Annotated in this window: 12 protein-coding genes; 10 read left to right on the top strand and 2 right to left on the bottom strand. The window is 68.4% G+C overall.

Going from position 1 to position 13,424, the window contains the following annotated elements; genetic code table 11:
- Window positions 1-11 precede the first annotated feature (11 nt).
- From A176_RS29085 to A176_RS29070, 4 genes are all read left to right on the top strand, one after another.
- The gene (locus A176_RS29085) at window positions 12-1,010 is read left to right on the top strand and encodes a GIY-YIG nuclease family protein (RefSeq protein ID WP_002635731.1); all 999 of its coding nucleotides are present in this window, start codon (window positions 12-14) and stop codon (window positions 1,008-1,010) included.
- A gap of 116 nt (window positions 1,011-1,126) precedes the next feature.
- Entirely contained in the window at window positions 1,127-1,993 is an 867-nt protein-coding gene (locus A176_RS29080) for an MbnP family copper-binding protein (protein ID WP_002635732.1), read from the top strand.
- Between the two features lie 10 nt (window positions 1,994-2,003).
- A complete protein-coding gene (locus tag A176_RS29075; RefSeq protein ID WP_044889295.1) occupies window positions 2,004-3,143 on the top strand; it encodes a methanobactin export MATE transporter MbnM in 1,140 nt (379 codons plus the stop codon).
- A gap of 145 nt (window positions 3,144-3,288) precedes the next feature.
- Window positions 3,289-3,633 (top strand): hypothetical protein, encoded by a 345-nt coding sequence (locus A176_RS29070; protein ID WP_002635734.1) that lies wholly within the window; start codon window positions 3,289-3,291, stop codon window positions 3,631-3,633.
- Between the two features lie 56 nt (window positions 3,634-3,689).
- Here the strand turns inward: A176_RS29070 and A176_RS29065 are convergent, their stop codons facing one another.
- Complete coding sequence (locus A176_RS29065) at window positions 3,690-4,805, bottom strand: chloride channel protein (RefSeq protein WP_226994015.1); 1,116 nt, start codon at window positions 4,803-4,805, stop codon at window positions 3,690-3,692.
- Entirely contained in the window at window positions 4,787-5,080 is a 294-nt protein-coding gene (locus A176_RS40275; RefSeq protein ID WP_226994014.1) for a hypothetical protein, read from the bottom strand. Before A176_RS40275 ends, A176_RS29065 begins: the two co-directional genes overlap by 19 nt.
- 130 nt (window positions 5,081-5,210) lie before the next feature.
- Here A176_RS40275 and A176_RS29060 point away from each other — a divergent pair, with 130 nt between their 5' ends.
- The 6 genes from A176_RS29060 to A176_RS29035 all read left to right on the top strand — a co-directional run bounded on the left by A176_RS29060 (window position 5,211) and on the right by A176_RS29035 (window position 13,424).
- Window positions 5,211-7,691, top strand: a complete 2,481-nt coding sequence (locus tag A176_RS29060; protein WP_044889296.1) for a heavy metal translocating P-type ATPase — start codon at window positions 5,211-5,213, stop codon at window positions 7,689-7,691.
- Between the two features lie 99 nt (window positions 7,692-7,790).
- On the top strand, window positions 7,791-8,204 hold the full coding sequence (locus A176_RS29055; protein WP_044889297.1) for a four-helix bundle copper-binding protein: 414 nt from the start codon (window positions 7,791-7,793) through the stop codon (window positions 8,202-8,204).
- 84 nt (window positions 8,205-8,288) lie between these two features.
- Window positions 8,289-9,380, top strand: coding sequence for an aromatic ring-hydroxylating oxygenase subunit alpha (locus A176_RS29050; RefSeq protein ID WP_044889444.1), 1,092 nt, complete (start codon window positions 8,289-8,291; stop codon window positions 9,378-9,380).
- 302 nt (window positions 9,381-9,682) lie between these two features.
- Complete coding sequence (locus A176_RS29045; protein WP_049872402.1) at window positions 9,683-11,890, top strand: hypothetical protein; 2,208 nt, start codon at window positions 9,683-9,685, stop codon at window positions 11,888-11,890.
- Between the two features lie 20 nt (window positions 11,891-11,910).
- Window positions 11,911-12,816, top strand: coding sequence for an AHH domain-containing protein (locus A176_RS29040; RefSeq protein ID WP_002638338.1), 906 nt, complete (start codon window positions 11,911-11,913; stop codon window positions 12,814-12,816).
- 17 nt (window positions 12,817-12,833) lie between these two features.
- Window positions 12,834-13,424 (top strand): imm11 family protein, encoded by a 591-nt coding sequence (locus A176_RS29035; protein ID WP_044889298.1) that lies wholly within the window; start codon window positions 12,834-12,836, stop codon window positions 13,422-13,424.

Raw genomic sequence — 13,424 nt, 5'->3', positions numbered from 1 at the left:
AGGGACTTTTCATGGGAACCGACGCTTCCACCGCAGCACCCCTCTCCCTCCAGGAATGCAAGGTTCGCGCGTCCATCCTGCTCAAGGACTTGGACGCGCCGGAGGCCGCGCGCGCCGCCAGGGCCGCGGAGCGACTGCGCGTCCTGCCGGGCTTCGCGGGCCTGTCCCTGGGCGAGGTGCTCGCGCGCAAGGACACCGTGCGCCGCAAGCACGCGTTGGCCGTCATCGCGCGGGAGCAGGGGCACGCCACGTGGGTGGAACTGAAGGCCGCTCGCGAGGGTGAGGCCGGGCCTCCGCGCGTCGACTTCGAGCACCTGCTCTCTCGCGTCGGCGGCGCCCATCTCAATCGCTGGTTCACCTCCTACGCGGAGGCCGCCGCCTCGCTGCGGACGGAGGGCGGCTTCCTCTTCCCGTACCGCGAGCAGTTCTTCGTCTGTGAGGCCAGCCTCCTCGAAGCGCTGGGCGCGGACCCCACGGATGCCGACTGGGCGCGCATGGGCCGTGACTGGTTGGCGCCCAGGGATGCGGAAGCCTGGTCTCGGCTCGCAGCGAAGCTCTCTCTGCTCACGGCGTCGCACGCCTCCACTTCTCCCGCTGTTTCCGAAACGAGGTCCTCCATGTCCACGGATGAATCCGCGCAGACCCCTGGCCGTACGTCCCGCCGCTCCGAGCTGAAGCGCTCCTACAAGGAGGCACCGCCTCCCATGGGGGTGTACGCGGTGCGGTGCCTCGCCAACGGCAAGGTGCTGGTGGGCGCGAGCGCCAACGTCCAGGGCATGCTCAACCGCATCCGCTTCGAGCTGACGACGGGCATGGACCGCCTCCCCACACTGCTGGAGGACTGGCGGCGCTACGGCGAGGCGCAGTTCACCTTCGAGGTGCTCGATGTGCTGAAGCCCTCCGAGGAGCCCGGCGTGGACGCGAAGGAGGAGCTGGCGGTGCTGGAGGCGCTCTGGCTGGACCGGCTCAAACCCTTTGGTGAATCCGGCTACAACATGCAAGGCGCGTGAGGCCACGCTCGCCTGCTGCCCGTCATCGAGCAAGGACCTGGGGCTGTGGCAACATGCCACGTTCTCCGCCTGGCGTGATTGCGTTACGCGGAGACTCCATTTCACGGGAGCCCGCCATGCCGTCCGTTCGTCGCCACGTCGTCCGTTCCTTCCCCTTCCTGCTGTTGGGCGTCCTGGGCTGTGATGTCGACGAACCCCGCATGGACGTGGCCATCCCCTTCGAGGCGCGGGTGGGCAGCGAGCCCTTCGCATGTGGCCGCACCTATACCGGGGTGGGGACGACGGGGACGACGTACGAGCCCATGGACCTGCGCGTGTACCTCCACGACATCCGGCTCGTCACGGCGGATGGAGACGAGGTTGCGCTGACGCTGACGGAGGACCGCCGCTGGCAGACGCAGGGCACGGCGCTGCTCGACTTCGCCGACAAGTCGGGGCAGTGCACCCAGGGCACGGAGGCGACGAACCTGCGCATCGTCGGCACGGTGCCGGAGGGCAGCTACACGGGCCTGCGCTTCAAGCTGGGCGTGCCGGAGACGCTCAACCACCTGGACGTGTCCACGGCGCCCGCGCCCTTGAACGACACGAGCCTCTATTGGAGCTGGCGCTCCGGTTATCTCTACACGCGCATCGAGGGCCGGACGAGGGGGCTGCCCGAGGGCCACGTCATGCACCTGGGGAGCACCGACTGCGCGCCGCCGCCGGAGGGACAGACGCAGGGCACCGCGGGGTGTACGTTCGGCAACCGCCCGGAGGTGGCGTTGGATTCGCTGAACCTGGAGTCCGGCAAGGTGGTGCTGGACCTGGGCGCGCTCTTCGCGGGCTCCAACCTGGACGAGAACGCGGACGTGCCCAACACCTCCGTGGGGTGCATGTCGCAGCAGACGGACCCGGACTGCGCGCCCATCTTCAGTCGGATGGGGCTGACGCACCGGAGCCAGACGGCCGCGCCCGGTGCCCAGGTGTTCTTCAAGGCGGAGTAGAGGGAACGTCATGACCTGGCGCGTGGGAACTCGAGTGGGGCTGTTGACGGCGCTGGCCTGGCTGGGCGCGGGCTGTGGCGGCGATGGCAGCGGGGCGGAGACCTATGACTGGAAGTTGCCGGCGGGGTTCCCCACGCCTCGGGTGCCCGCGGACAACCCGATGACGGAGGCGAAGGTGCGGTTGGGGCGGCGGCTGTTCTACGACGTGCGCCTGTCCCAGAACGGCACGCAGTCCTGTGCCTCCTGTCACGAGCAGGCGCGGGCCTTCACGGACGGCCGCGTCACCTCGGTGGGGAGCACGGGGCACGTGCACCGCCGGAACGCACAGGGCCTGGCCAACGTGGCCTACGTCACCAGCCTCACGTGGGCGAATCCCGCGCTCACCTCGCTGGAGGCGCAGGCCCTGGTGCCCTTGTTCGGCAAGGAGCCCGTGGAGCTGGGCTTTGGTGACCGGGAGCCGGAGCTGCTGGAGCGGCTGCGCTCGGACGCGGCGCTGGCGGCGGAGTTCCAGGGCGCGTTTCCAGACGCGGCGGAGCCAGTGTCGGTGGCCACGCTGACGCGCGCGCTGGCGTCGTTCCAGCGCTCACTCATCTCAGGCAACTCCGCGTACGACCGCTACATCTACGGCAATGAAGTGGACGCGATGACCCGGCAGCAGAAGCGGGGCATGGAGCTGTTCTTCTCCGAGCGGCTGGAGTGTGACCACTGCCATTCCGGCTTCAACTTCCAGGACGCCACGGTCCACGAGACGACGTCCGAGCCCATCCTGCCCTTCCACAACACGGGCCTCTACAACGAGGACGGGCAGGGGACGTATCCCGCAACGGACCCGGGGCTCATCGAGCTGACGGGCCGCGCGGAGGACATGGGCCGCTTCCGGGCGCAGTCGCTGCGCAACGTGGCCGTCACGGGCCCGTACATGCATGACGGCAGTCTGGAGACGCTGTCGGACGTGTTGGACCACTACGCGGCGGGAGGGCACGCGCGGCGGGTGAGCGGCGGAGAGGCCAGCCCGCTCCAGAGTGGCTTCGTCCGGGGCTTCACCCTGACGGCGCAGGAGAAGGAAGACGTGCTGGCGTTCCTCGAGTCACTCACCGACCCGGTCTTCCTGACGGACCCGCGCTTCTCGGACCCGGCCAACTCACCATGATGGGGCTTCCGCAACCCGGTTTCAGCATGGGTGAACAAGGGCCCGGAGCGTTTACAGGCAAGGCTTTTCAAAGCTTTAATGCAAGCGGCACCGGCAACGCCTGACAAGCGGCGTTCCAGGACCTCACCTTCAGGGAGCGCGGAACATGGAGAGCTATTGGCAGGCGGAGATGCAGTTGCGGCAGTGCCTCAAGGCCTCGGCGTACCAGCGAGGCTTCGCCGCCATCGGTCTGTACGACCAGCCCTCTCCGAACTTCCCTGACACGCACCGGTACACCATCAGCCAGGAAGACTTCGAGCAGCTCGCGAAGTACTTCAAGGGGCTCCAGTCCGACCTGGAGTTCAGCAGCCAGTACCCGAAGGAGGAGTTCCGCTTCGAGGTGGCCTCCTCGGGCAGCACGGCCGGCGTGTTCGACTTGAAGATCTCCCCCATCAATGGGTTCGGCTCGTCCGGAAAGACCATCTTCAACTACCACATCGGCGTGGCCTGATTGGCGGGCGCGGGCCGCCAGGGGCCAAGCGCCCTTGGCGGTGGGCGCGCCTGGCTTCACGTGCTCGCGATGGGCTCCTCCGCCCGCACGTGGCGCTGCTCGTTGTAGACGGACAGCCGCAGCGTCAGCACGTACGTGACGCAGCAGGCGAGGACGGCGGGCGGCCCATACGCGGAGCCGAACACCTCCAGCACCAGGGCAATGGCGGCCAGCGGGACGCCAACCACCGCCACCAGCGCGGAGGCGATGCCCACCACCACGAACACCGTCACATCCGCGGACCCGGCCCCCACCACGGAGGCGAGGAGCTGCGCCGTGGCCGCGCCAGACACGCCGCCCAGCACCATGCTGGGAATGAGCATGCCGGCGGAGCCGCCCGACTGCACGGTGAACCCCGTGGTGAGCAGCTTCCCTCCCACGATGAGCAGCAGGAACCACCACTGGGTCAGCGGCCCCGGCGTGTTCGCGAGCAGTTGGGTGATGGTGTGCTCGCCCATGCCCAGCACGTGCCGGAAGTCCATGCCCACGCCGTAGAAGAGCCCTCCGGCCACCAGCACCGTGCACAGCGCGCCCATGGCGCCTCGGAGCACGGGGCTGACGTGCTCCACCACCTGGCGCGTGTGTTTCATCGTCAGACCGAACAGCAGCGCGATGGGCGCGGACACCGCGACGGCCACCAGCGCGGTGAGCCCATACTCGCCCAGCGTGTACGTGTGCGCGTGGGGCGGTGCCACGAAGATGGGGCGAAAGCCGTAGAGGCGGTTGTTGAGCGCGTAGGTGATGACGGCCGCCAGCAGGCAATACGCCAGCTTCCGGTAGACGATGCGGTTGCCGTAGACGACCTCGAGCGCGAAGAGCGCCGCGGCGAAGGGGGCATTGAGCAGCGTCCCCACCGCCGCGGTGATGCCCGCGAGCTGACAGGTGCGCAGCGTGTGTTCGGAGCGGGCGCGCGTCAGCCGGGCCACGCCCGCGCCCAGGGACTCGCCCACCAGCACCACGGGGCCTTCCAGGCCGCCCGACGCCCCGGTGCCCAACGTCAGCAGCGTCGCGAACGCCTTGCGGAGCGCCAGCCCGATGGCTGGCAGGGAGTAGCGCGGGCGTGGGTCGTCCGCCGGGTCCTCGTAGGTGATGTGGTAGTTGGCCAGCGCGACATTCACGCCGTCCGACGCCACGTCACTCCAGCCAGGCCGGCGGTTGAGCAACCCGCGCAGCAGCCCCCCAGCAGCAGCACCGCCGCGAGCACCAGCGGCGCCCACCACAGGACCCGCCCCGCGGCGAACGCGAGCAGCGTGTCACTGGTGGCGTGGACGCCGTAGCGCAGCGCCGAGCACACGCCCCAGATGAGCACCGTCCCCAGCACCACCCGGCCCACCGTGCGGAGCACCGTGTCCCATGAGTCGTGAAGGGCTCGCTGCTCCTCGTCCAGGGGTTCGCGACGGCCTGCCATGGCAGGAGGCTACGTTGTTTGTGTCCGAAGTAAATGCCCGTGGGCACAGGAGGAATTACCTCAGGGAAGACACCCTGTAAGAGCCGACCGGGTGCTTCGTTGGCCTGGGCGAAAGGAGCCTCCCAGCGCCATGTCTCAGCCCCATTCGCACCCCCACGCGCCACATTCCCACCTGCCTCCTCCCTCTCCGTCCGGAGAGGCGCCCGCTTTCGACCCCGTCTGCGGAATGACGGTCGACCCAGAGGCCCCGCGGGGCGGACGGTGGGAGCACGCCGGCCACACCTATTCCTTCTGCAACCCGAAGTGCCGGGAGCGCTTCCGCGCCGACCCGGAGCGGTATCTCTCGTCGGCGGAGGCCGTGCCAGCACCCGCCGCGCCCGGCGCCGTGTACGTCTGCCCCATGGACCCGGAGGTCCGGCAGTCGCATCCCGGGGCCTGCCCGAAGTGCGGCATGGCGCTGGAGCCCGAGGCGCCGCCCGTGCCACGGACCCACGTCGAATACGTGTGCCCCATGCACCCGGAGGTGGTGAAGGACGGCCCGGGGAGCTGCCCTGTCTGCGGCATGGCGCTGGAGCCGCGCACCGTGCTGCCCGAGGAGGCGCCGGACCCGGAGCTCCAATCCATGCGGCTGCGCTTCCGCGTGGGGCTGGCGTTCACCGTGCCGCTGCTCGTGCTGGCCATGTCGGACATGCTTCCCGGTCAGCCGGTGCAGCACGCGGTGTCCGCGAGCGTGCTGGCCTGGGCGCAGCTCGTGCTGGCCACGCCGGTGGTGCTCTGGGCCGGGTGGCCCTTCTTCCAGCGCGGCTGGGCATCGGTGCGCAACCGGCACCTGAACATGTTCACCCTCATCGCGCTGGGCACGGGCGCGGCGTATCTCTTCAGCGTCTTCGCCACGCTGCTGCCCCAGGCCCTGCCGCAAGGCCTGCGCACGGGGCACGGCGGCACCGCGCCGCTCTACTTCGAGGCCGCCGCCGTCATCGTCACCCTGGTCGCGCTGGGGCAGGTCCTGGAGCTGCGGGCCCGGCACGCCACGTCGGGGGCGTTGCGCGCGCTGCTGAGCCTGGCACCCGCGGTGGCCCGGCGCATCGACGCTGAGGGACACGAGGAAGACGTCCCTCTCACGCAGGTCCAGCCCGGCGACACGCTGCGTGTCCGCCCGGGAGAGAAGGTCCCCGTGGACGGCGTGGTGCTTCAAGGCGCCAGCGCCGTGGATGAATCGATGGTGACGGGGGAATCGCTCCCGCTGGAGAAGGGCCCGGACGCGCAGGTGACGGGCGGCACGGTGAATGGGACGGGCTCGCTGGTGATGCGGGCGCAGCGGGTGGGGCAGGACACGCTGCTGTCGCGAATCGTCCAGCGGGTGAGCGAGGCGCAGCGGACGCGAGCGCCCATCCAACGGCTCGCGGACAAGGTGGCGGCCGTCTTCGTTCCGGGAGTCATCGCGGTGGCGGTGGTGACGGCCGGGGTGTGGGCCCTCTGGGGCCCCGAGCCCCGGCTGGCGCACGCGGTGGTGAACGCGGTGGCGGTGCTCATCATCGCCTGCCCCTGTGCGCTGGGACTGGCCACGCCCATGTCCGTGATGGTGGGCACGGGGCGCGGCGCCCAGGCGGGGGTGCTCATCCGCGACGCGGCGGCGCTGGAGCGGTTGGAGGCGGTGGACACGCTCGTGGTGGACAAGACAGGCACGCTCACCGAGGGCAAGCCGCGCCTGGTGACGGTGCTTCCCGCGCGAGGCTTCGATGAGACGCGGCTGCTGCACCTGGCCGCGAGCCTGGAGCGTGGCAGCGAGCATCCATTGGCGTCCGCCATCGTCGCGGGCGCGAAGGCGCGGGGCGCGCCCGTGTCGCCGGTGGAGGACTTCCGCTCACTGACGGGGAAGGGCGTCACGGGGCGCGTGGAGGGGGCCGAGGTGGCGCTGGGCAACGCGGCGTTGATGGAGACGCTCCCGGTGGAGGTGGGGCCGCTGGCGGGCCGCGCCGAGGCGCTGCGGGCCGAAGGCCAGACGGTGGTGCTGGTGGCGGTGGACGGGCAGGTGGCGGGCGCGCTGGGCGTGGAGGACCCGGTGAAGGACTCCACGCCGGAGGCCCTGGCGCTGCTGCGCGCGGAGGGGCTCCGGGTGGTGATGCTCACGGGGGACAGCCAGACGACGGCGGACGCGGTGGCGCGCCGGTTGGGCATCACCGAGGTCATCGCCGGCGTGCAGCCCGAGGCGAAGGGCGACGCCGTCCATCGGCTTCAGCGGGAGGGCCGCGTGGTGGCCATGGCGGGGGACGGCGTCAACGACGCGCCCGCGCTGGCGCAGGCGGACGTGGGCATCGCCATGGGCACGGGGACGGACATCGCCATGGAGAGCGCGGCGGTGACGCTGGTGAAGGGGGACCTGCGCGCCATCGCCCGGGCTCGCCGCCTGAGTCAGGGCACGCTGCGCAACATCCGGCAGAACCTCTTCTTCGCCTTCATCTACAACGCGGTGGGGGTGCCGTTGGCCGCCGGAGTGCTGTACCCCGTCTTCGGCCTGCTCCTGAGCCCCATCTTCGCCAGCGCCGCCATGAGCCTGTCGTCGGTGTCCGTCATCGGCAACGCGCTCCGGCTGCGGAAGCTGAAGCTCTAGGACGCATGGGGTGCAGGCGGCCCGTCTGGGGTCCAGGGAGGGGCCTTGGGGGATGCCCACCGTTGAGGTCCAACCCCGCGACCCTGAAAGGTGGAGCCCATGGCCCCTGCCGAGGTGATGACGTTCGACACCGAGTTGAGCCAGTGCATCGAGGACTGCCTGGCCTGTCAGCGCGTCTGCCTGGAGACACTGACGTACTGTCTGGGGAAGGGTGGCAGGCATGCGGAGGCGAAGCACCTGCGCCTGCTCATGGATTGCGCGGAGATCTGCCAGACGAGCGCGAACTTCATGCTGCGTGGCTCGGAGCTCCACTCCCGGACCTGCTTCGCGTGCTCGGAGGTCTGCGGGCGCTGCGCGGAGTCCTGCGCGCGCCTGGGCGAGGACAGGCTGCTGAAGGCGTGCGCGGACATGTGTGCGCGGTGCTCGGAGTCCTGCTGGCGGATGGGGGGCGGTGTCATGCCGCAGACCCCCAACCCGGAGGCCGCGCAGCGCGCCGCGAACCTGCCCGCGTAAGGAGGGCACCCGGGTGTCCAGGCATGGCGGGTCGGACATCGCGGAGGCCTTCACTCGCGGTCGAGGCCGATTAGAGTGTCCTCCATGAGCTCTCGCGAGGAGGGGCGCACCCCTGGTACGCCCGCCGGACATATCTCCGTCGTCCACCTGCCCAACGCCTGGTTCATCCTCTGCGCTTCGAGCGAGCTGGGAGACAAGCCCCTGGCGCGAACGCTCCAGGGCTCGCCCCTGGTGCTCTTTCGAGGGGAGGGGGGCAAGCCCGCGACCCTGGTGGACCGCTGTCCGCACCGGAACGTGCCGCTGTCACTCGGCCGGGTGAAGGAAGGGCAGCTCCAGTGCGGCTATCACGGCTGGCGCTTCGACGGCGCGGGCCAGTGCCGCGCCATTCCGGGCTTCCTCGGGGAGCCGGGGGCCCGTGCCCGCTGCGCCACGGCGCATGCCACGCGGGAGCAGGATGGCTTCGTCTGGGTCTACTCCACGCCCGGCGTCGAGCCGACGACGGAGCCCTACCGCTTCCCGCTGCTGGAGGCGCGGGAGTACTCCACCGTGCGCCGCATGCTGCGCGCCCCGGGCTCGCTACACGCCACGCTGGAGAACACGCTGGACGTGCCGCATACGGCGTACCTCCACGGGGGATTGTTCCGCACGGAGGAGAAGCGCAACGAGATTGAAGTCGTGGTGCGCCGGAGCGCGGACAAGGTGGAGGCCGAGTACATCGGCGAGCCGCGTCCCAGCGGGCTCGTGGGCAAGTTGCTGGCGCCGGGCGGCGGGGTGGTGCAGCACTTCGACCGCTTCCTGATGCCATCCATCGCGCAGGTGGAGTACCGCATCGGGGATACCAGCCACATCATGGTGACGTCGGCGATGACGCCCGTGTCGGAGTGGGACACGCTGGTGTTCGCGGTGGTGACGTTCCGTCTGCCCTTGCCCCGGTGGCTGGTGCGCGCGGCGCTGCCGCTCATCATGCCGGTGGCGCTCCACATCTTCGGGCAGGACGCGCGCATCCTCAAAAAGCAGACGGAGACCATCCGGCGCTTCGGCACGGAGGCCTATGCCTCCACGGAAATCGACGTGCTCGGCCCTGGCATCCTCCGCCTGCTGCGCGCCGCCGAGCGAGAGAAGGCCGGCGCCGTGGGCGATGCTGTCCACGAGACGCGGCTGAAGATGCGGACCTGAGAGGGATTGCGGGGTTGCTTCGGACTTGCAATGGATTGAACGTTTGCAAGAAGAAGCGAGGTCTGGGGCCTTGGGCGTGAGGGGCGGCTGACGGCTAACGTTCAAGCCGTCATGGCCATCCATGCAGCCCCGCAGCTCCTTCGCTGGGACATCGCGGAGGAGCACCTGGACGAAGCCGCGTTTCTATTCAAGCGGTGGGAGGACAGTCATGGCTCCTCGCGCTACACGCCACGAGAGGTCGTGAGCGGACCGGAGGAGCGCCTGCTGGCGCATGTGGATGCGCTGGCGCTGGGGGGGAGCAGGTGGCCCGGCGGCTGTTGCTTCCAAGGCTGTCCGCGGAAAGCCGCGAGGAGTCCTTCGTGGCCGGGCTCGCGCTTCTCGGCATGGACGCGGATTGGAGCGCGTCCATCCTGGACGTCTTGCTGGAGGGGGAGCCCGCCCAGCGCGAGGGGCTTCGAGACGCACTCCGCTTTTCGGGTCGCCCCGGTTTGGAGCCGCGACTGTTGGCCGCGTTTGAGCGCGCCAGTGCTTTCGCGCGAGCCGCGCTCCTGGATGTCCTCGTGGCTCGGGGGCACCCACCTCCCGTGAATCTGGGCATGCTCGTGTCCGAGGGAACTCCGGAACTGGCTTGCGCCGCCTTGCGTGCGGCCCGCCACTTTCCTGCCCACGTGGACCAGGCTTTGGTGCGGCAGGCGCTGCGTTCGGAATTGCCCTCGGTGCGTGACGTGGCTCAGGAGGTGGGGCTGGTCCTCGGGCTTCCCGAGGCGTGGTCCGCGTATGAACAGGCGATTGCCCGCCCCACGGAGTCCTGGAGGCTCGCGGCGGTCGTCTGGGCTTTGGGGACGTCCGGGGAGGAACTCGCGCCATTGCTGAAGGGGCTCGACGACCCTGGCCGACGTCGCGATGCCCTCTGGGCGCTGGGCTTCAGTGGAAGACGCGAGGGCGCGGAGGCGCTGCTGCCTTGGCTGCGCGACAACGCCTTGGGGCCGTTGGCAGGCGAGGCGTTCGCAGCCATCACGGGGCTCCCAGTGGCTCAGGGGTACAGCGTCCCTTCTGATGAGGATACGGAGGGGGACCTGCCCGTGCCGGATGCGGTACGCATCGAAGCGTGGTGGAAGACCGCGCGCGGCCGCTTCAATCCTGCCGAGCGTTACCTGAGCGGTGTCCCATGGAGTCCTGAGCGGCTGGTCGAGCTTCTCGACCACGGCTCCATGCGCCGCCGGCCCGTGCTGGCCCTGGAATTGGCGATTCGCACGGGCGGGCGATGCCAGCTCGACACCGGGCTCCTCGTGGCTCAGCAACTGCGAGAGGTGGCGAACCTGCGGGGCGACCTGGGGCGGGTTCCGGCGGGCCCATTTCGGGAGTTGATGCGAGGTGGGACGTCCTCCTCCGCCGCACCGCGCGCCGAGCGCATGATTCGGAGAGAGTCCCGCGCACCGGCATCGAGTGGGCTCGTCGTCACCGGAACGGGGATGGTGAGTGCCATTGGCCATGGCGCCGTTGAGTCCTGTGCCGCCCTCCGGGCGCGTATCGTCCGGCCCCGCCCGTTACCGTTTTCGATTCTCCGGAGAGACGCGCCCGGTGAGGTCGTGCCCACGGGCCACCCTCTGCGAGGGCTGCTGGATGGCTTCACGGGGATGGCTCGGCTCCTCAAGTTGGGCGCCTTCGCGTTGGAGGACTTGCTTCAGTCAACGGGGCTTTCCGCGAGCGATGCTGCTTTCTTTCGGCAGACGGCCCTGCTGCTCTGCCTGTCTCCGACGCGTCGGGATGACTTCGATTTCCAGGACGAGCTCATCGTCGAGAAACTCCCCTCGCGGTTGTTGGCGCACTGCGGGCTGTCCCTCCCCATGCAGAACGTGTCGGTGCTGCACGCGGGGCATGCCGCGGGGTTGCTCGCGCTCCATCAGGTGTCCCAGCATCTCCAGGAGCGGCGGTTTCAACGTGCCGTGGTGCTGGGGGTCGACAGCCTGGTGGACGCGGATTCGCTCCAGTGGCTTGCAGACCGAAGGCGGCTGAAGACACCGGAGTCTCCCATGGGCTTGATGCCGGGGGAGGCGGCCGTCGCGGTGCTGGTGGAGTCGCACGCCGAGGCTGCTCGACGTGGAGCGACCTTGTTGGGCTCGCTGGCCGCGGTGGGGGTTGCGCGGATGGAAGGGGACGTGCGCAGAGGCGTCGAGTCCGGGCGCGCACTGGCGCGGGTCATCCGTCAAGTCTGGCCCGAGGGGTCTTCCCTCGTGGGAGACATCTATTGTGACGTCAATGGAGAGCACGCGCGCGCCTTGGAGTGGGGCTCCGCGCAGGCCCTGCTCCAGGAGACCCACCCGGTGGCGGGGGCCCACATTCACGCTCCCGCGGAGTGTCTGGGCGACACCGGGGCTGCCGGTGGACTCATTTCCATGTGTGCCAGTCTTCAGGGCTTCGCCCGGGGATATGCTCATGGCGAGCAGGCGCTCGTCTGGTCCAGTTCCGACTCTGGAGAGTTCGCGGCGGCGCGACTCTCCCGGGCTTGAGGCCCACGGGAGGTCTCATCATGGGAAGGAAGAAGCACGTCTCTTGGGACTTCAAGGTGGACTACCACCAGGACGATACGACCGGGTGTATCTGGCGCCATGCACCTGGGTACGGGACGTCGGCCTGCCACTACGCGATGAATGGCTACCAGGTCAGTGCCTTGCGTCAGGACATGTACAACAAGGACCACCGCCAGAATGCCCTGGCATTGGGCTACGTCCTGGATGTCTCGGGTGACAGGCGCCGTCGCGGGGACCTCATCCTCACCTCCATGATTTCGAAGGAAGTGGGGGCCAAGGCGCGAAGTATCCAGAAGCCGAGTGAATGGCGGGAGGCCTTCCGTAAACGCTTCGAGGGCCGCTTTGGTGGGTCCATCAAATGGCTGAGCCTCAACAAAGAGGGCTGGCACTACGGCTACATACTCCCGGTGGAGCATGTTCCCAGAAAGCACATGCAGAGGCAGCAGCCGACCTTCGCGGTGAAGAACGGGGCCGCTGGCGGATACGGCGCCTGGTACCCCTACCACCACAACTACCACCACCTGATTCCCCAGGGCGCCCTTCAGGAATACGTCTGCGGCAACGACGACAAGACGAAGCGCCGCGTCGACATCCTGTGTAGCTCAAAGTGGAATATCAACGGACAGGACAACATGGTCCTGTTGCCACAGGAGATCTCCGTTTCGAAGATTGTCGAGCTGCCAGCACACTGTCCCTGGGACATGAAGGAACACGTGGCCTATTCCAGTTCGATGAAGGACATGTTGAAGGACGTGAAGCTGAAGCTCGATAAAGCCATCACGACTCAGGCCTGTGAGGACGTGGACGAAGTGGTGGTGGACCTTGATTTCATTTCCAATCAAATTCTCAGGCAAATCAAGGCCATGCGGCCGGGCAGACAGATCGGCCGGGTAATCACTGGATGAGGGGATAAGGTCAGGACATGGCACGTCATGAGTACTTCATCTTTGTTGTCAGCGACGACCGTCGTGTTGGCACGGTTGAGAACCTTGATGATGCCTTCGAAGACTATTGGATGCTGAGTGAATGCATGATGTTGGGAGACAAGTACCCTCCCAAGATCTCCCTCTCACTGTCGAACAAGCGTGGCGACATGATCACCGACTTCGTCGACAACATTCACAAGGCGGTGCTGGTCTCCGAGAAGGCAAAGGGCATCATGGAGCAGGCGGGGCTTGGTCCCGAGCAGGTGGAGTACCTGCCCTTCACCCTCAAGGACCGCAAGCGTAAGAAGGTCCCGGAGCCTTACTTCATCGCAAACGCCCTTCAGAGCTTCGACTGCTTCGACTGGGACCGCTCCGAGTACGGCCTCTACCCGAACAAGCGGAAGGTGGTGAGCACCAGTCTCAGCAAGCTGCATGTGCTGGAGGACAAGGTTCCGAAAGACGCCATGTTCTTCCGTCTGGGGGAGTTGAAGAATCGCATCCTCATTCGCTCCGACTTGTTGGAGAAGCTCAGGGCCGCCGACTGCACGGGTATCAGCGTCGCCGCCATGGGCGAGCCTTTGTTCTAG

The sequence above is a fragment of the Myxococcus hansupus genome (genome assembly GCF_000280925.3).
GTDB classification, from domain to species: Bacteria; Myxococcota; Myxococcia; order Myxococcales; family Myxococcaceae; genus Myxococcus; species Myxococcus hansupus.
Note: the sequence above shows the minus strand (reverse complement) of the source record. Positions and strands in the feature narration are given on the sequence as shown.